At 49.0% G+C, this 17,778-nt stretch carries 14 protein-coding genes; 10 read left to right on the plus strand and 4 right to left on the minus strand.

The genetic code is table 11. The annotated features are described in order from the left end of the window. The first annotated feature begins 177 nt into the window (after positions 1-177). From CWB99_RS06765 to tldD, 9 genes are all read left to right on the plus strand, one after another. The gene (locus CWB99_RS06765; protein ID WP_138550210.1) at positions 178-2,202 is read left to right on the plus strand and encodes an SUMF1/EgtB/PvdO family nonheme iron enzyme; all 2,025 of its coding nucleotides are present in this window, start codon (positions 178-180) and stop codon (positions 2,200-2,202) included. 139 nt (positions 2,203-2,341) lie between these two features. Continuing rightward, positions 2,342-3,385 (plus strand): rod shape-determining protein, encoded by a 1,044-nt coding sequence (locus CWB99_RS06770; RefSeq protein ID WP_054014269.1) that lies wholly within the window; start codon positions 2,342-2,344, stop codon positions 3,383-3,385. Next, complete coding sequence (mreC, locus tag CWB99_RS06775; RefSeq protein WP_138550209.1) at positions 3,385-4,218, plus strand: rod shape-determining protein MreC; 834 nt, start codon at positions 3,385-3,387, stop codon at positions 4,216-4,218. The genes CWB99_RS06770 and mreC overlap by 1 nt, the downstream gene beginning before the upstream one ends. Positions 4,219-4,220: 2 nt before the next feature. After that, entirely contained in the window at positions 4,221-4,697 is a 477-nt protein-coding gene (mreD, locus tag CWB99_RS06780; RefSeq protein WP_138550208.1) for a rod shape-determining protein MreD, read from the plus strand. Continuing rightward, entirely contained in the window at positions 4,697-5,275 is a 579-nt protein-coding gene (locus tag CWB99_RS06785) for a Maf family protein (protein WP_138550207.1), read from the plus strand. Before mreD ends, CWB99_RS06785 begins: the two co-directional genes overlap by 1 nt. Then, entirely contained in the window at positions 5,268-6,740 is a 1,473-nt protein-coding gene (gene rng / locus CWB99_RS06790; protein ID WP_138550206.1) for a ribonuclease G, read from the plus strand. Before CWB99_RS06785 ends, rng begins: the two co-directional genes overlap by 8 nt. A 4-nt stretch (positions 6,741-6,744) precedes the next feature. After that, positions 6,745-10,704 carry a YhdP family protein gene (locus CWB99_RS06795; RefSeq protein ID WP_138550205.1) on the plus strand — a complete coding sequence of 1,320 codons (3,960 nt, stop codon included), beginning with the start codon at positions 6,745-6,747 and terminating at the stop codon, positions 10,702-10,704. Next, positions 10,701-11,525: a carbon-nitrogen hydrolase family protein gene (locus CWB99_RS06800; protein WP_138550204.1), complete on the plus strand. Its 825-nt coding sequence runs from the start codon at positions 10,701-10,703 to the stop codon at positions 11,523-11,525. The genes CWB99_RS06795 and CWB99_RS06800 overlap by 4 nt, the downstream gene beginning before the upstream one ends. Beyond that, a complete protein-coding gene (gene tldD / locus CWB99_RS06805; protein WP_138550203.1) occupies positions 11,518-12,972 on the plus strand; it encodes a metalloprotease TldD in 1,455 nt (484 codons plus the stop codon). Before CWB99_RS06800 ends, tldD begins: the two co-directional genes overlap by 8 nt. 59 nt (positions 12,973-13,031) lie before the next feature. Here the strand turns inward: tldD and yjgA are convergent, their stop codons facing one another. Then, complete coding sequence (gene yjgA / locus CWB99_RS06810; RefSeq protein ID WP_138550202.1) at positions 13,032-13,553, minus strand: ribosome biogenesis factor YjgA; 522 nt, start codon at positions 13,551-13,553, stop codon at positions 13,032-13,034. Positions 13,554-13,746: 193 nt separating this feature from the next. Here yjgA and pmbA point away from each other — a divergent pair, with 193 nt between their 5' ends. After that, a complete protein-coding gene (gene pmbA, locus CWB99_RS06815; RefSeq protein WP_138550201.1) occupies positions 13,747-15,093 on the plus strand; it encodes a metalloprotease PmbA in 1,347 nt (448 codons plus the stop codon). Positions 15,094-15,117: 24 nt separating this feature from the next. Here the strand turns inward: pmbA and mgtE are convergent, their stop codons facing one another. The 3 genes from mgtE to rapZ all read right to left on the minus strand — a co-directional run bounded on the left by mgtE (position 15,118) and on the right by rapZ (position 17,778). Then, complete coding sequence (mgtE, locus tag CWB99_RS06820; protein WP_138546508.1) at positions 15,118-16,476, minus strand: magnesium transporter; 1,359 nt, start codon at positions 16,474-16,476, stop codon at positions 15,118-15,120. 181 nt (positions 16,477-16,657) lie between these two features. Then, positions 16,658-16,936, minus strand: a complete 279-nt coding sequence (locus CWB99_RS06825; protein ID WP_138550200.1) for an HPr family phosphocarrier protein — start codon at positions 16,934-16,936, stop codon at positions 16,658-16,660. After that, positions 16,933-17,778, minus strand: coding sequence for an RNase adapter RapZ (gene rapZ / locus CWB99_RS06830; RefSeq protein WP_138546510.1), 846 nt, complete (start codon positions 17,776-17,778; stop codon positions 16,933-16,935). The genes CWB99_RS06825 and rapZ overlap by 4 nt, the downstream gene beginning before the upstream one ends.

Consider the following 17,778-nt stretch of genomic DNA (forward strand, 5'->3'; position numbering starts at 1 on the left):
GCCGTTATTATTTCATGAAAATCTTAGTAGAACACTGGTAAGGAAGTGGCTAATAGTTGTAAACTCAGATATTAATTGTGCTAGGCTTGTGTTTTACTTCTTAAGTACATAGCATTAAGCGCTAAATTATAAAAAATAACAAAGACCAAACAACTGCCGCTGTTGGGAATGGAATTTATGCAAATTGCTCCTTTATCTCTTTTTGTCTCTGCGACCCTTTTATCTTTAAGTGTGTCGGCGCAAGATACTGCAACTGTGACTGCCATTGAATCTGAGCGTACTGAAAAGCAAGCTGAACTAGATAACTATACTCAAGTACTCGATAAGCACTTGAGTGAAGAAACTCGCTTGCAGGCACAGCTCGACCTGTTGCGACAGCGTTCTGCGGAGCTGGATAAAGAAAAAAACCAGGCCCTTGATGCAATGAATGATATTTATCGGCGCTTGATCGATGATCCTTCTTTGGATATTACAGCGGCACAGAGCAGATATCAGCAGGCAGTTGCAGAGCATAAACAGAACAAAGAAGACATTGTAATGCAGTTGGCGGCGATTGCATCACACCGTAAAGATATTGAGCAAATCCGTGTTACCAAACACACCTTAGTTAACACCATCGCCAGTTTGAATGACCAGCTCAGTACTGCACGAATAGAACGTCTGCGTAATGAATTCAGTCGTGAAGGCACGTTAGAAGTCGACCACACAATCAATTGTAAGCGCACCGAAACACTGGCAGCGTGTGAACAACGAGGCCAGCAATTAGGCTTGCAAAAAGCGACCAAGCATTTTATTGATCAAATTTTTGCGAACCTGACTGAGCAACGAGTTGTTGAACCTAAGCGTCACTTGGCTGGTGCCCAGGTACAGGTTGTCAGTAGTCATGTGGTTGGCAGCGCGTTCAGTGGTCAGGGCAATTACAGCGTTAATCTGAGTGTGACCATGCGTGGCGATGTCAATAACAGTCGCTTGTGTAGCTTACTTAACCTGGATAATCGTTACTGTAGTGAATACGGCTCGCCACTGGCGGTGGGTTATCAGGCCAGCTATCCGACCACATTCAGTGATGAGCAGCTGACATTTTCAAATGACTTATCGCAAAGTAAGCCGGTGGTCAGCGTGGCCAGAATGCCAGTGTCCCCCGATATCAGCTCGGAGATAGCACCTCAGCCACCAAAGAATCGTGAGGTCGAATTGACTTTGCGCTCCAATGTATATGACGATGAAGTATTTATTAATGGTGTCAGTTATGGCTCGACTAAGCTGGTGGTGAATCTGCCAGCCGGTATGCATGACATCGAAGTACGTAAACTGGGATATGAGCCTTACAAGGCCAGCCTTAATTTGCGACGAGCCCGGACTTTAAACGCCCGGCTGGTAAAAAAGCCTGAGTCGATTGCTGCACCGACACTAAAAAGCGAGCAACCTCAGCCAGCACAACAAGCCGCGGTATCACAACCCGTTAAAGTGGTGAATCCAGACAGGATCATTAACGAAACGGTGATCATTCCTGCTGGTAGCTTTAAAATGGGCGATCTGACAGGTAATGGCCTGGCCAATGAACGCCCTGTTGTAGAGAAGGTGCTAAGTCATTCATATGTGATGCAAAGCAAAGAAGTCACTGTGTCTGAATTCCGCCGCTTTATCGATAGTTCTCAGTATGTTACTGAGGCAGAGAAGGGCAAGGGCTGTGCACATTACAAAAATGGTGAGCCTGTCTGGGAAATAGACTACAACTGGCGAACGCCTGGGTATCAGCAGGCTGATGATTTCCCGGTTGTCTGTGTATCTTATGAAGATGCTAAAGCCTATGCGAATTGGCTGTCTGGCGATCAGGGCATGCAGTACCGTTTACCTAATGAAGTTGAATGGGAGTATGCAGCTCGGGGTGACACAACTTCTGAGTATCCCTGGGGTAATGAAATCGGCCGAAACCAGGCAAACTGCGGCTGGTGTGGCAGTGAATGGTCAAATAAAAGCCCAGCACCCGTAGGTCAGTTTGCAGCAAACGCCTATGGACTGTACGACACGGTAGGCAACGTCTGGGAGTGGACGCAGAAGCGTGCGTCGCAAGATGATGTGACGGTACGTGGCGGTGCCTGGAACTTTGCACCCAGCCTTGCTCGGGTATCAACGCGCTTGGCACTGGCCCCTGATTTTCGGGCCAATTATATCGGATTTAGATTAGTAAGAGAGCGTTAAGACAGTTTAAGCACGCCAGTGAGGCGGCGTTATTCATGCCTGAGCGACTGTGTCTTTGACACACAGAGAAATATTTCAACGCAGTGGCGTAAGTCATTGTATGGTTTGCAAAAAGAATTCTTAAAGGTTACCCAGCCTCATGTTTAAAAAACTACGTGGACTATTTTCAAACGACCTGTCGATCGACCTAGGTACGGCAAATACCCTGATTTACGTGAAAGAAGAAGGGATCGTGTTGAACGAGCCTTCTGTTGTTGCGATCCGCCAGGAACGTGCGGGTGGACCAAAGAGCGTTGCTTCAGTGGGCACTGCCGCAAAGCAAATGCTGGGCCGTACGCCAGGTAATATCAAAGCCATTCGGCCCATGAAAGACGGTGTGATCGCCGACTTCTATGTGACGGAAAAGATGCTGCAGCACTTCATTAAGCAGGTGCACAACAATAACTTTATGCGGCCTAGCCCTCGTGTGCTGATCTGTGTCCCTTGTGGTGCAACACAGGTTGAGAAGCGCGCCATTCGCGAGTCTGCTATGGGCGCGGGCGCCAGAGAGGTTTATCTCATCGAAGAGCCGATGGCAGCAGCAATTGGCGCCGGTCTGCCTGTTTCAGAAGCAACTGGCTCAATGGTCGTCGATATCGGTGGGGGAACCACGGAAGTGGCAATTATCTCACTGAACGGTGTGGTCTATTCGTCGTCTGTTCGCATTGGTGGTGACAAGTTTGACGAAGCCATCATCAACTATGTGCGCCGTAACTTTGGCAGCCTGATTGGTGAGGCCACTGCTGAGCATATTAAGCACGAAATTGGCTCAGCCTTCAAGAGTGAAACTCCGGTTGAAATTGAGGTCCGTGGTCGTAACCTGGCTGAAGGGGTACCACGCTCGTTTACGCTAAACTCTCATGAAATTTTAGAAGCCTTACAAGAGCCGTTGATGGGAATTGTGAGTGCGGTAATGGTTGCACTGGAGCAGTCTCCGCCTGAGCTGGCGTCGGATATCTCAGCGCATGGCATGGTGCTGACTGGTGGTGGCGCATTACTGAAGGACCTGGATCGTCTGCTTATGGAAGAAACCGGGATCCCGGTGGTGGTGGCAGAAGATCCTCTGACCTGTGTTGCCCGTGGTGGTGGTAAAGCCCTTGAGATGATAGATATGCACGGTGGTGACGTATTTAGTTACGACTGATGAATCTGCTTTTCGGACGTACCATTTCTTTACAACTGCGACTTACGGTCGCAGTTGTGCTTAGCGTACTACTGATCCTGGGAGATCGCTATACCTCGGGCGGTACCTTAGTGCGAACCAGCCTCAATACACTGGTAAGCCCGCTGCTCTATGTGGCGAATGTTCCCTATGAAGTTTTTAGCCTGGGTGCCAAAAGTCTGGATACCCGAGACAGGTTATTCCAGGAAAACGAAGCTCTGCGTAAAAAACAGCTATTACAAAGCGAACAGCTTCAGCAGTATCAATTTCTGCTACGAGAAAACCAGCAACTGCGTGCTTTACTCGGTGCATCCTCCCGACAGCAAAGGGAGCGCTTGATTGCAGAAGTTTTATCGGTACGCTCGAGTCGCTATAGTCATCAGGTGGTGGTCAATCGTGGTGCCATTGATGGTGTGCTCGAAGGTCAGCCAGTGATTGATGAAATGGGGATTGTTGGTCAGCTTACTCAGGTTGGTAGTACCACATCCCGCGTATTACTCATGACAGACACGACCCATGCTACGCCTGTACGCATCCTTCGCAATGATGTGCGTACTGTGGTGGAAGGCACAGGCAAAATCAATCTGGTTCAATTGCAGCATGTACCGCACAGCCTTGATATTCGTTTGGGAGATATCCTGGTGACTTCCGGATTGGGTGGCACGTTTCCAGAGGGGTATCCAGTTGCGGTGGTGACTGAGATAGATCGTGACGAGGGACTTCCTTTTTCCAAAGTCTATGCCGAGCCGGTCGCACAGCTGGATCGTATTCGTTTGCTCGTGATCTTGGGTAGAATAGCCAAAGAGGGGCAGTGAATATGAACCGAAGTTATGCTCTGGTAGCACTGAGCCTGTTTATTGCATTAATTATGGCACTGATGCCGCTGCCCATATCCTTTGAACCATTTAGGCCTGACTGGGTCTTACTGGTGTTAATGTACTGGTCTATTGCCTTACCGCATCGTGTCAACATTGGCTGGGCATGGTGTACCGGGTTAGTTATGGATCTGGCAACGGGCTCTCCGTTGGGTGTGAATTCACTGACCTATTCTATTTGTGTGTATATCACGACCAGTAATTTTCAAAAGATTAGGAACTTTTCAATCTGGCAGCAGGCCGTGCTTATTGGCTTGTTTTTAGCTTTGTATCACCTGTTGCAGTTTTGGCTGAATCACTTCCTGTTAGACATTTATTTCAACCCAAGATACTTATGGCCAGCCTTAATTGGCATGTTGTGCTGGCCTTGGGTTTTTCTGCTGTTACGCAAGTATCGCAGGCATTTTAGGATCCGTTAATGACACCAACACTCTATCTGGCGTCAGCATCGCCACGCAGGCGTGAGTTGTTGACCCAACTTGGCTATTCTTTCTCGCAATTTTCTGTCGATGCAGACGAAAGCCAGTTACCCGGCGAGACGCCGCTGGTTTATGTCGAGCGCCTGGCACGCTTGAAGGCCACCAGTGGCATTTCTATGGGTTATCAGGATGCACCGGTACTGGGTAGCGATACCATTGTTGTGCTCGGACAACAGGCGCTGGGTAAGCCCAAAGATAAAAATGACTTTATGGTCATGATGCAGGCGTTGTCTGGTAAAACGCATCAAGTTATGACAGCGATTGCCGTTGCCGGTACAGAGCGTATCCTAAGCCGAACTGTGATAACAGATGTTACATTTAAACCCTTGAGTGAACAGGAAATTGAGCAATACTGGCAAAGTGGAGAGCCGCAAGACAAAGCCGGAGGTTATGGCATTCAAGGGTTAGGTGGGCGTTTTGTTACTCAGTTATCAGGTAGCTATTTCGCGGTTGTCGGCTTACCTTTATACGAGACGGATGAACTGATTAAAGCATTTATGGCGGGTGTAGATGAGTAGTGAGTTATTAATCAATGTGACTCCCAGCGAAAGCCGGGTTGCACTCATTGAAAATGGTGTGTTACAAGAGGTACAAGTAGAGCGGGTTGGTAATCTCGGTATTGTAGGCAATATTTATCTGGGTAAAATCAGCCGAGTTCTGCCTGGGATGCAGGCCGCTTTTGTTGACATTGGCCTTGAGAAAGCCGCTTTTTTACATGCCTCTGATATCGTTAACAGTGCCTCAATTGAAGAAGGGGTCGACGATCAGCCAATTAAGAAAGTGCAGGATATTCGTGAACTGGTAAAACAGGGTCAGTTTATTATGGTCCAGGTGGTGAAAGACCCGATCGGCACTAAAGGTGCGCGCCTGACCACAGACATTACCATTCCGTCACGTTACCTGGTATTTATGCCAGATGCGACTCATGTGGGAGTCAGTCAGCGCATCGAAACGGAAGAAGAACGCAGCCGGCTGAAAAAAATTGTTGCTCAGTATAATGATGAAAATGGCGGCTTTATAGTCCGCACCGCGGCGGAAGGGGCGGCAGAAGCCGAGCTGCAGCATGATGCCGAGTTTCTCAAGAAGCTTTGGCAAAAAATCATCAAGCGCCGTGGAAAAACCAGCAAAGCCAGTATTCTCCATGAGGATCTGACACTCGCATTTCGCACGCTCAGGGATTATGTTGGTGAAGACATGGAGCGTATCCGTGTTGACTCTAAACTGACCTACCAGCAGCTAAAAGACTTTACCGAAGAGTTCGTTCCTCAGTTGTCACAAACGCTCGAGTACTACCCAGGCGAGCGTCCGATCTTTGACTTATTTGATGTTGAGATAGAAATTCAAAAAGCACTGCACCGTAAGGTCGAGTTGAAATCGGGTGGGTATCTGATCTTTGATCAAACTGAGGCCATGACTACGGTTGATGTGAATACCGGTGCGTTCGTTGGTCATCGCAATCTCGAAGAGACCATTTTTAATACTAATGTTGAAGCGACTTCAGCCATTGCCAGACAGCTCAGGCTGCGTAACCTGGGTGGCATCATCATTATTGACTTCATCGATATGATCTCGGATGAGCACAAGCGCCGGGTTTTGCATTCACTGGAAACGGCACTGGCAAAAGATCGGGCCAAGGCCAACATCAATGGTTTATCTGCGCTGGGGTTGGTTGAAATGACTCGAAAGCGTACGCGAGAAAGCCTTGAGCACATTCTGTGTGACGTATGCCCGGCCTGCTCAGGTCGCGGTTCACTCAAGACAGTTGAAACCGTTTGCTACGAAATTTTACGCGAAATTGTGCGTGTAAACCGTGCCTACGACGCTGATAAGTTTATGGTCTATGCATCACCTGCGGTCAGCGAAGCATTGGTTAATGACGAATATCACAATCTGGCAGAGCTGGAGTTGTTTATCGGTAAGCAAGTCAATATTCAGACTGAGAGCCTGTACAGCCAGGAGCAGTTTGATGTCGTCATGATGTAGTAGCATGATGCAATTAAAGACGGTTTGCTTTTTTTGTGTGCGAAAAATGTGGCAGGTGTTTGCTGTCACATTGGTACTGCTTGCCGTCTTGGTATCGGTGGTCAAATATAGTCTGCCTTATGCCAATGAGTACAAAAATGACATTGAGTCGCTACTCTACCAGCAACTCGGGGTCGAATTAAATATTGGAAGTATCAGTGCCAGCTGGCAGGGTAACGGGCCAGCGTTGGTATTGCGTGATGTCAGTTTTGAAGACAATCTACGCTCCCCTATTTCTTTACATATTGCACAAACCAGCCTGCAGCTCAATTTGGTTGAGTCTGTTCGACAATGGCGACTGGTGTCTAGCTATTTCGTGCTGGATGGGTTTGATGCCACACTAGATATCGATGCGATGACTACCGGCATGGAAGGGAACAGCGGGGAATTCGAGCAACAGGCGCTGATTGAAGAGCTGTTTCTGGGTGATACAGGACACTTTGCTGTGCAGAATAGCCAGGTGACCTTATTGCTTGCTGACGACACTTCGCACACTTTATTGGTACCGGATCTGATCTGGCAAAATAGTGCGGACATGCATCATGGAGAGGGGCAAATCTCGGTGCCCGGACTTTCTAAGGGTCAACTCAATGCGCGCTTTCGCTTTCATGGTCAGCAGCTGAATGCCATGGCGGGCGATATTTTTATCGACGCACAGCAGGTTGAGATAATAAGTTGGCTGCAGGCCTACCTTGATCCTCAGTATAGTGACGTCAACTCCAGTGTTAATTTGCAGCTTTGGGCACAACTCGAGCATGGTCAACTCAAAGATGTGTTGGTGGATTGGTTACCCAGTCATATTAGCTGGCAACAGGAGCAGGTCGACAAGCAGCTGGCAGTGCAGGGAGGGTCCCTCTACTTGCAACCAGCGCAAAGTGGTTGGACACTGCATAGCTCTGAGTTACAGTTGTCACGGGATAAGCAAAACCTTACACCGATGAGCATTCAGGGGCAATTTAGCGAGCATGCGCATACCCTTTGGATGCAGCAACTGGACCTTGCTTATGTCGCTCAGCTGGTGTCTCTGACGCATTTTGACTGGGCAAAGCAAGTAAAAACACTCTCTCCTGTTGGTCAGGTCGCGGCGGCCAGACTGTCATTTGAAGACGATAAACCTATGTCTATGTGGTTGGCCTTGCAGGATATCGGCTGGCTGCAAAATGGCGGGATCCCAGGCTTTTCCGGATTAAATGCTGAGCTGACATTGATGCCCGATCGTGGCGTGGTCACTGTGAGTGCTCAGAATCAAAAAATGCAGGTGGAAGAGCAGTTTATCGCTCCATTGGCAGTCAATGAACTCAATGGCGATATTCACTTTTACCTTGACGAGGCGCAGCAATGGCATGTTTTATCGGATAACTTGTGGCTCAGTAATGACGATTTGAGTGTGGCCCTGGAAATGCACTTGCGTTTGCTTGATGAGCCAGAGCTTGATCTCTATGCCGATGTGTTTGGTGGTGACGCCAGCGTCGCGGGACGATATTTTCCGCTACAACTGATGAATGAAAACCTTGTTGAGTATTTGAATACCGGTATCCAGGGAGGGCGACTGAAACATACTCAGGTGTTGTTGTCGGGGCCGTTAAATCAATTTCCCTATCGTGGTCATCAGGGCCGTTTTGAAGTGTTAGCACATATTGGTCAGGCTCAATTTGCTTTTGCACCAGAGTGGGCTGCTTTGCAGGATGGCGATGTGACCTTGCATTTTGCAGATGAACGGATGGATATCACTGTCAATCGAGGCGTATTATTAAACCAGGAATTGGACACTGGGGTGGTCGTCAGCCTGGCTGATCTGGAACAGACAGATCTGCTGACGGTGAATATTGCCCATATCACAGAGGCCAGCACATTAGCCGCATTTTTTAGCGCAACACCCATAGCTGATCCTCTCACTGATATTCTTCAGGTTGCTCAAGTCCAGGGGGAGGTAACGGGCAATGTTGACCTGTTAATCGATTTAGCCTCGCTTGATGTCAATGTCTTGGGGTCCGTCGAATTTAATGATAATACGCTCTATCTGCAGCAGCCGGGTATGGTGCTCGACAAGCTCAGTGGTACGCTTAATTTCATTGATGACAACATTGAGCTGGAGAATACGCGTGCATTGTGGCGCGGTATGCCTTTGCTATTTAGTTTATCCGGACAGGGCGATAGTAATCGTTACCGTTTGGGAATAGAGACCAGGCTGAATGCGGACAGTGACAAGCTGATGCCGCTGACACAAGGTCTGATGGACGGCTTTGTTGATGGACAGGCGTTGCTGGCTGGGCGTGTGATGCTTGATTTCACAGAACAAGGGTTCAGTTACGATGCAAACTTCACATCGGACTTGCAGGGCGTGGCGGTGGATTTACCCATGCCGGTTGGCAAGCAGCTCAATGAGCGCATGCGATTCCATGCACAGGTACGTGGCGATGATATTTCGAACTTAATCAGCGTGGCGTTAGGGGAGCAACTCTACTTTGACGGCATTCTGGACAACCACAGTGGTCTGATTGAACGTGCACAGCTGGTTTTAGCTAACGATAACAGTGCGTTGAGTAAACCCGGCTTTAACATCGCGATTACTCAGCCTCAGCTGTCTCTGGCACCCTGGCTGCCATTTATTGAACGCATTATTACCCAGGTTGAGCAACCGTCAACTGAAGCGGGGATCTTACCCGCCTTTGGTGAGTTACGTGCCCAGATTGCGCAGCTGAATGCACTTGAACTCGCAGTCAGTGACTTCGAGCTAAGTTTAACTCCCGATGCCCAGGGATTACAGGCCAGATTGAATGGCAAGGAATTGCGAGCGCAAGTACAGATCCCAGACAGTTATCCAGCACAGCCAATTCAGATCCAGGCGGATTACTTACGATTGAACCCCATTGCTATTGAAGAAAGCACCGCCACAGCAGAAGAAGCGCTGCTGGAGGAGGATACTAAAGAGTCACATCAGTGGTTAGCAAGTATTCCCGCCATTGAATTTAACTGTGATGATTGCAGAATTACTCAGTATCAGCTCGATAAGGTCAACCTGGTACTCGCTGGCAATGGGGAAGAATTGCTGATAGAGCAGCTGAGTGTCGACAAGGGTGACCACCTGCTAACGGGCAGGGGTGGTTGGCGCGATGGCAAAACCTACTTTAACGGCACGCTGGCCAGTGACGATTTTGGTCAGCTTATGGAAGAGTTTGATATCACCTCTAGCGTTCAGGATTCCAGTGCGGATATTGAGTTTGCATTGAGCTGGGCTGACCCTCCCTATGAATTTGATGTTGCTAGTTTGGATGGAGAAGTTAAATGGCAACTGGGTGAGGGGCATCTGACGGAGATAAGTGACCAGGGGACAAGAGTTTTTTCTTTACTCAGTTTGGATTCATTGGTGCGTAAGCTGAAACTGGACTTTCGTGACGTGTTTGCAAAAGGGTTTTTCTACAACCGAATTAGTGGCACTTTTCAGCTTAACAAAGGGGTCGTCTACACTGAAGATACCCAGTTGGACGGAGTACCTGCTGATCTGTCTGCGAAAGGCTATGCCGATCTAAATAGCCAGGCCATTGATTATGAGCTGTCTGTGGCACCTCAGGTCACGTCGAGCTTACCTGTTATTGTTGGCTGGATGGTTAACCCTGTGACTGGCCTTGCCGCATTAGCGATAGACAAGGTGATCCACTCTGCGCGAGTGATCTCGGAGATCAAGTTCAAAGTGACCGGCACTATGAGCGAACCTGTGGTCACGGAGCTGGACCGTAAGAGCCGGGAAGTTGAATTGCCTAAACCACCGAGTACTGAGCCTGATAACCCCGAGGTGCCAGTGCAGCCCCAACTGGAAGGGGAGCCAGCCGAGCAATCTGGCAAGCAGAGCATACCGCAAGCCAGTTCAGACGCGACAGATACCACGGCAGCTGAACCTGTCACGATTAAAGAGGAAAAGCCATGAGTATCAGTCATATCTATACAGTGCAGATGTGCTCAGGGACACACCCAGCACACAACTTGCAACAGCTGCGCAAGCTACTTGAGGCACAGACCTTTGAGCTGCCTGCTCTGGTATGCTTGCCTGAATCATGGCTGGCGTTTTGTGAAACGCCACAACAGACATTGGTACAAGCTGAGGAAAGTCACTACTGGATCGGACAAATTCAACAGCTCTGTCGGGACTTCGGTATTTGGTTAGCGGCGGGTACCATCGCCATTAAAGATGGTGCGGGTCGCTATTATGCGGCCAGCTTGTTGCTTAACAATGAAGGGACGGAAGTTGCACGCTATAATAAGATCCATCTGTTTGATGCAGATGTTGCAGACAATGCGGGGCAGTATCGGGAATCAACTTTGACCCGTGCCGGCGAAGACGTGGTCACTGTGGCCAGTCCTTTTGGTCGCCTGGGATTGAGTGTCTGCTACGACGTGCGTTTTCCAGGCCTTTATCAAATGATGCGTGAACAAGGGGCTGAGATAATACTGGTACCCAGTGCATTCACAACGGTAACCGGAGAGGCGCACTGGCAGACTTTGTTACGGGCGCGGGCAATAGAAACACAATGTTATGTAGTGGCTGCGGCTCAAGCCGGGAAGCACGAGAATGGTCGGCAAACCTATGGCCATAGTCTGATTGTGTCTCCCTGGGGCACTTGTCTGGCAGAAGCGTCAACTCAAGTGGGCATTATTCACGCACAAGTTGACTTGGCAGCATTGCACGCCATTCGACAGAAAATGCCGGTAGCGGCACATAACCGATTTAAGAGCGATTTTTATGAGTAATTTTGGTAGCGAGCACGTTGAACAACATTTACTGACTGACAGTGACTTAACTCGGGAGCAGCTACAGCATACGCTGGCATATATTCATCAGCATAAGGTGGATTATGCCGACCTGTATTTTCAGTCCAGCTATCATGAAACCTGGGTACTGGAAGATGGTTCCGTCAAAGAGGGTAGCTACAATATAGAACGCGGTGTTGGGGTGCGTGCTGTTAGTGGTGAAAAAACCGGTTTTAGTTACTCAGATGCCATTAACATCGAAGCATTAAATCAGGCAGCAATGGCGGCCAGAAGCATTGCGCAACAGGGCGAAGAAAAGCAGGTGCAGGTGTTCAGTGATGTTAAAGCCGCGACCCAGTTTGCGGCAACTCAGCCGTTGCTGAGTATGAGTGATTCTGAAAAAGTTGCATTGTTACGCGAAGTAGAAGCCGCCATCCGCGAATTGGCTCCGGAGGCAGAGCAGGTGGTTAGTTCAATGTCTGCTGTATACGAGGAAGTGTTGGTTGCCGCCAGTGATGGCACTTTTGCAACCGATATACGCCCTTTGGTTCGTTTAAATTGCTCTGTATTGCTGGCTAAAAATGGTCGCCGAGAACGGGGCAGTGCGGGGGGCGGTGCGCGTCTGGACTATAACTATTTCCGCGAGCTGGTTGATGGTAAACCTCGTTGGCAACAGTATGTCACTAAGGCCGTTCACCAGGCTCGGGTTAATCTGGAGGCGATTGACGCACCAGCGGGCACTATGCCTGTGATACTGGGGGCTGGTTGGCCTGGTGTGTTACTGCATGAAGCCGTTGGTCATGGCCTTGAAGGCGACTTTAACCGCAAAGGAGCTTCCGCATTTAGCGGCCGTGTCGGCGAGCAAGTCGCATCCAGCCTTTGTACTGTGGTAGACGATGGTACGATGAATGACCGTCGAGGCTCATTGAACATTGATGATGAAGGGACGCCAGCAGGCTATAACGTCCTGATCGAAAAGGGCGTATTGAAAGGCTATATGCAGGATAAGCTCAATGCCAGATTGATGGGAGTGACGCCGACAGGCAATGCCAGACGGGAGTCTTACGCGCACTTGCCAATGCCAAGAATGACCAATACCTATATGCTGCCTGGTGAACATAGCCAGAGTGAGATTATTGCGTCGGTCAAGAAGGGGATCTTCGCCCCTAATTTTGGTGGTGGTCAGGTGGACATTACGTCCGGCAAGTTTGTATTCTCTGCGTCTGAGGCGTATCTAATCGAAGATGGTAAAGTGACACAGCCCATTAAAGGAGCAACGCTGATCGGCAATGGTCCGGACGTCATGCAAAAAATTTCTATGCTAGGTAATGATCTGGCGTTAGATACGGGTGTCGGTGTTTGTGGTAAAAGTGGCCAGAGTGTGCCTGTTGGAGTGGGTCAGCCCAGTCTGAAAATTGACGAACTCACCGTCGGTGGTACCGCCTAAGAAAATAACCCGCAGTAGAACAATTTGTGTGACACTGCGGGAACCTGCAGCCATTATAGTTATGGCAATATCAACTCTTTAAGCAACTGAAACAGCTCTTTATAGCCTTTCCCCGGTTTTTCGGCCTGTTGCTCTTTCTTTGCCTGACGTACCAACTGTCTCAGCTTCTGACGTTCCAGTGTTGGGTGTTCATCAAGCAGAGCGTTGATCTTGTCGTCACCTTTGGCGATCAGCTCATCTCTGAGTTTTTCGACCTGATTGAGTAATACATCGGCCTGGTTGTTTCTGTTCAATATCAGATCCAGACTTTGTTGTAATTCATCTACATTGCTGGTGGTACGCAATTGTTTGGCGATGAAGTTCAAGTGACGGCGGTAAGCGTCATGCTTACCACGCAGCTTATCGGCCAGATCCATGGCAGCAACCAGCTCTGGGTTGAGCGGGATCTTTTCTCTTTGTTTCTTACCTAACTGCGCGATATCAACACCTAGCTGGTGGTACTGCTGTGCATCGCGCTTTAGTTCGCTTTTCGAGACATAAATGATCTCTTCTTCTGGCTCTGGAGTCGGGTTTTTGGCCATGGTGTTGCACTTACTTAAGTTATCAATGAACAGATTATACCAGAAGTAAGAAAAGCAGTAACGTTTGCAATAGCACCTGTATATGGTGCGTGCATAATGAACGCAGGGTAACCAGAATCTTTGCGCGAGTCACAGCGTAATGGCGCGGGCTGTGTTAGGATTAAGGAAGAACTATGATTTGTGGAAGAAAAACATGAGCCAGCAGCAAGATCCCATTTGGACGCAGATTGATGAAGTGAAACAGGCAGTGTCCGATGTCCTTGACTACGCAAAGCAACTGGGCGCGACGTCCGCTGAGGCGTCAATGAGTCGGACGTCGGGTTTATCCGTCAGCACCCGTATGGGTGAAGTTGAAACGATTGAATTTAATCAAGATGGCGGACTGGGGCTGAGTGTGTATGTGGGTCAGCACAAAGGCTCGGCATCGACTGCCGATCTGGGTCCCAACGCTTTGCGTTCCGTGGTGGAAAAAGCAGTCGAAATTGCTAAGTTTACCTCTGACGATCCTTGCAATGGTGTGGCTGAAGCGGATCTCATGCCAACACAAGTGCCTGATTTGGATCTGTTTCACCCCTGGGATCTGACTCCTGAAGAAGGTATAAAGCGATGTCTGGAAGCCGAGCAGGCCGCATTAAATTTTGACCCACGTATTGTTAATTCAGATGGTGCCAGTGTGGCCAGCCATCAGGGGTTGCGTGTCTATGGCAATAGCCATGGGTTTTTGGCTGGTTTTCCGCGTACCCGGCATACTCTAAGTACCATGGTGATTGGTGAAGAAAATGGCGTTATGCAACGCGACAACGCCTACTCTATTTCGCGTTTGCATACACAACTGCGTGATGCCACTGCCGTGGGGGTGGAAGCGGCGGAGTCTACACTGGCCAAGTTAAATAGCCGTAAGCTGGATACCATGCGGGTGCCTGTGGTATTTCGTGCGGACATTGCAAATAGCCTGTTTGGCCATTTGGTATCGGCAATTGGCGGTGGTGCCTTGTATCGCAAGTCGAGCTTTTTGCTGGATAGCCTGGGGACTGAAGTCTTTGATCCCTGTGTGTCTATCAAGGAGCAGCCGCACATGTTACAAGCTTTAGCGTCTAGTCCGTTTGATGCCGAAGGTGTCAGAACAACAACGCGTGATATCATCAGTGATGGGGTGCTGGAAACGTACCTGTTGCCCAGCTATGCCGCCAGACGTTTAGGTATGCGCAGCACCGGTCATGCCGGGGGGATCCACAACTGGCTGGTACAAGCAACGGAGCCGGATCTGGCTGCTTTACTACGCACCATGGGACGCGGCTTGTTAGTGACAGAACTGATGGGGCAAGGGGTGAACACAGTCACAGGCGACTACTCGCGCGGTGCTGCTGGTTTTTGGGTAGAAAATGGTGAGATCCAATATCCGGTCAGTGAGATCACCATTGCCGGTAACCTTAAAGAGATGTTTAAGTCTGTCAAAGCCATTGGCGGAGACATTGAGACTCGAGGTGCAGTTCAAACTGGCTCAGTGCTTATTGAAAGCATGCAAATTGCAGGTCAGTAACATTGATACCTGAGATCTGGCTGCTTACACCAGCAGCCAGGTTGCGGTGCCCAGGAAGGCGAAAATGCCTACAATGTCGGTCACCGTCGTTAATACCACACTACCTGCTAAAGCTGGATCTATGTTCATCCTTTTCAGGATCAAAGGGATGCTGGCACCGGCAATACCTGCGGCGACCAGGTTCATAAACATTGCAAAAGCGATCACACCACCTAGTACAAAATCCCATTGCCACAGTGCAATCACACCTGCAATGAGCAGTGACCAGAGCAATCCATTCAAGGCGCCAATGGCAAGCTCTTTTCCAAGTAGAAAGCGTTGGTTAGTCGCATTCACATGGCCAAGTGCAATACCCCGAATAACCAGAGTCAGTGTCTGACTACCTGCAACCCCACCCATACTTGGCACTATGCCATTTAAGACAGCCAGGATCGGTAAAATATCTAAGGTGCCTTCAAAAAAGCTGGCAACAAAAGCGGCCATCAGTGCTGTAAGCAGGTTAATCCCTAACCAGATGGAGCGGCGCCGGCTACTTTTCCACACTGGTGCAAAGGTATCTTCCTCGTCATCAAGACCAGCCATACTCATCAGGCTGTGCTCTGCATCTTCACGAATGACATCAACGATGTCATCGATGGTGATACGGCCCAGTAGATGTGCGTTATCGTCGACTACCGGGGCTGAGATCCAGTTGTGACGCTCAAACAACTGAGCGACATCGCTTTCATCCATGGAAATGGGAATGGTCTCTCGCTCATCATTCATAAGCTCCTTGACGAGCTTATCAGGCTGGCTGGTGAGTAACATGCTGATAGAAAGAGAACCCAAAAAGCAATTGTCTTTGTCAACGACGTACAGATCATCCGTACCAGCAGGCAGGTCACCTTTAAGACGCAAGTAACGCAATACAACGTCCAAAGACACATCCGGGCGAATGGTCACCGTATCTGTGTTCATCAGGGCGCCGGCGGAGTGCTCTACATAAGACAGCGCCTGCGTCGCGCGGGCTCTGTCTTGTGAGTCCATAGCACCGATAACATCCTGATAAACAGGGTCTGGCAGGCTTCTCAGAACCTCACCGAGATCGTCATCGTCCATGTCCTCGGTTGCCGCAGCGATGAGCTCAGGTTCCATCTTGGCGATGATGCTGAGTCGTACGTCTTCTGACAGCTCTTCTAATACGTCACCCTGAATATCCGGGTCAACCAATTGCCAAAGCAGGGTTCTGACTTTATGCGGAGAAGACTCAAGGAGTAATGCGGTATCGCAGGGCGGAATTTCTGCTAATGTGCGCCTGACTTGAACAAACTGACCACTGTTGAGGGCATTGGTAACTTGCTGTAATAGCTCCAGTGTGTAGTCTTGTTCAAAAACTTCAGGCATAGGCGTCCCAGATCGGATAGTCGACAATTAAGCTTGTCATGAGTGTATTGCGCACAGATTATAGGCGTATGATAATTATAGCTGTTTTAATATCAATTAGTATAACTAAAAAAGCAGTATAAAGTGATGCAAATAGTCTTGCTCAGGCACAAGTGGTGTCTGCATGAGGCGGGGGAGTGAGCTACTCGGATTCGTTAAATTTATCGTCTATCAGATTGCCTATTGCACTTAGAGCTTGTTCCGCATCAGGCCCTTCACATACGACTTTGACTTCCTTGCCCTGGCTGCTTTCCAGCAACAGCAGTGCCAATACGCTGTCTCCTTCTGCCTCTTTGTCCCCCTGAAAGAGCATGATGTTGGCATCGAATTGAGCAGAAAGTTCAGCTAAAACACTGGCTGCACGGGCGTGCAGGCCCAATTTATTTTGGATTAAAAAGGTGTCTTCAAAGCGTTGTGTCATTTTTCTTGTTCGCGGTGATGTATTTTCACGTTGCTATGTGTTCGGGCAAAGCGCTCACCTAACGTTTGAGCCAGATAAACAGAGCGGTGCTGACCGCCAGTACAACCAATCGAAATTGTCAGGTAACTGCGATTGTTACGCTCAAGGTGTGGTAGCCAGGTTTGTACAAAGGTTTGTATTTGCCAGGTGAACTTTTGCACCAGACTGTGACTCGCTAAATAGTCAATAACAGGCTTATCTAGCCCAGTCAACGGCTTAAGTTCTGGTTCCCAGTGAGGGTTAGGGAGAAAGCGGGCATCAAAAACATAATCAGCTTCTTTTGGTATGCCATGCTTAAAACCAAATGACTCGAACGTAATAATTAATTGCTTGTCTTTTTTACCCAGTATCTTCTCACGGATCTGCTCCGCGAGCTGGTGAATGCTCATGTCCGTTGTATCTATTGTGATATTAGCGCGACGGATCAATGGGTCCAGCAGTTCTTTTTCTTTTTTGATCGCTTTGTCCAGCGAAAGATCGGCCAATGACAGTGGGTGCAGACGGCGTGTTTCGGAGAAGCGGCGGATCAGGATTTGATCTTCACTATCCAGGTAAAAAATATTGGGTTCCGCAAACCCCGGTAAATACTCCAGAATATCGTCGAGTTCTTGCTGGTCTTTTGGCAGGTTACGCACATCGATACTGACTGCAATCTTGTCGTAGCTATCGGACACACTGCGCACCAACGCGGGCAGAAGGTTAACAGGGATATTATCGGCGCAGTAGTAACCAAGGTCTTCCAGTACACGCAATGCGACCGATTTTCCCGAGCCAGAACGACCACTGACAATAATTAGCTGCAC

The sequence above is a fragment of the Pseudoalteromonas rubra genome, from assembly GCF_005887095.1.
GTDB lineage: Bacteria > Pseudomonadota > Gammaproteobacteria > Enterobacterales > Alteromonadaceae > Pseudoalteromonas > Pseudoalteromonas rubra_E.